Origin of the sequence: Enterococcus sp. 3H8_DIV0648, from assembly GCF_002140655.1 — a bacterium.
In the GTDB taxonomy this organism is placed as follows: domain Bacteria; phylum Bacillota; class Bacilli; order Lactobacillales; family Enterococcaceae; genus Enterococcus_A; species Enterococcus_A hulanensis.
The window spans coordinates 366,628-367,722 of the sequence record NZ_NGLG01000002.1 but is presented as its reverse complement, the minus strand read 5'-3'; the positions used below and the strand labels follow the sequence as shown (position 1 = coordinate 367,722).

General features: G+C 37.7%; 1 protein-coding gene. It reads left to right on the top strand.

Going from position 1 to position 1,095, the window contains the following annotated elements:
- Positions 1–132: 132 nt before the first annotated feature.
- Positions 133–990, top strand: coding sequence for a phospholipase D-like domain-containing protein (locus tag A5875_RS18180; RefSeq protein ID WP_254911908.1), 858 nt, complete (start codon positions 133–135; stop codon positions 988–990).
- Positions 991–1,095: the final 105 nt, after the last annotated feature.

Here is a 1,095-nt window from a genome sequence, read left to right as displayed (position 1 = left end):
AAGTTAAACATCCCCTTTTTAGAACAAATAATGGTTTATTAGAACTTACAAAATCAGTGTATCATAACGAAAAACGCTTTCAAAAAATTTGGATTGTAAATTATTGCTCCTGTCTCTTATACACATCTAGATGTGTATAAGAGACAAGATTATGAGGCAACCTATGACTTTGATTTGATTATTAAAATAGATGGTCCCTCATCAAAAAATTCTTTGATCAAACAAGGAAAAATATACTTTAATGAGCTCTGGCACTCCCCTTATACCTATGATAGATCACATTCTTCCCGTCCATTTACTGGAAAAGCACTAAGCAACTTAGCAAATGAAATCCGCAAAGCGAATAATCGACATGAAAAAATCCTGCGTCAGGAAATTCTCTCAACGTTAGACTTTCATCCAATCAATGCGGGATTGTTGATCCATAACCCAGTTGGGAAACTAGTTAAAAAACCTGTGCTCTGGCAGCAGCTCCTTCGCTTTGTCGAAGAATCCAAAGAGGCGACTTTACAAAGCCCTTATGTCATCATTTCAGATAAAATGAATCAATTTCATACAAAACAACTGCCTGATAAATTGACTTTGATTACCAACTCAGCAGCCACTTCGCCAAACCTGTTCGCTTATGCGGGTTATTTACAGCAAAAAGAGGAACTGCTGAAGCAAATGGAGATTTGGGAATATCAAGGAGATGGCTCTCTTCATCATAAAGCCCTGCTGCTGGATCAAACGATCGGCGCCGTTGGTTCCTTTAATCTGGATTCTCGCTCGACTTTTTTAAGCAGCGAAAATATGGTATTTATTGAAAGTCCTGGCTTCCATGATCAGCTTGAAAAGATCATGCAGGAGTATCAAGCCGAAAGTCTGCAGGTCAAAAATCTAACCACCTATAAAAAAAGCGACCAGCATCGCCGAATCGTTCATCCTACAAAGCAAAAACTATTGAACCTGATCAGTAAGATCATTAAACCTTTGGAATTTCTTTTATAAAACAGCGCAAAACGGTTTTGTGCTGTTTTATTGCTGTCTCTTATACACATCTAGATGTGTATAAGAGACAGATATAAGACTCCATGTTCCCACTCCTTTTATCTA